Origin of the sequence: Amycolatopsis sp. SID8362, from assembly GCF_010550475.1 — a bacterium.
Lineage (GTDB): Bacteria > Actinomycetota > Actinomycetes > Mycobacteriales > Pseudonocardiaceae > Amycolatopsis > Amycolatopsis eburnea.
In genome coordinates this window covers 1-228 of the sequence record NZ_JAAGNB010001757.1, presented here as the reverse complement: position 1 = coordinate 228, position 228 = coordinate 1, and the positions used below count along the sequence as shown (strand labels likewise).

1 protein-coding gene is annotated in these 228 nt (G+C 76.3%); it reads left to right on the top strand.

What is annotated here, in order from left to right:
• Positions 1 to 228, top strand: a 228-nt coding sequence (locus tag G3I65_RS53365) for a glycosyltransferase (RefSeq protein ID WP_160703912.1), incomplete at both ends; no start/stop codon positions are given.

The following is a 228-nucleotide window of genomic DNA, read 5'->3' as shown; positions in this document are numbered from 1 at the left end:
GGGAGTTCACCGTGGTCCGCAACGGCGTGGACGTCGACCGCTTCCGGACCGGCAGCAGGGCCTCGGCGCGGTCCCTGCTGGGGATCGCGCCGGAGACGCGGCTCGCGGTCTGCGTGGGACGGCTGGCCCGGCAGAAGGGCCAGGACCGGTTGCTCACGGCCTGGCCGCGGATCCGGGCCGCCTGTCCGGACGCGCTGCTCGTGCTGGTCGGCGCCGGAGACGCGCCAC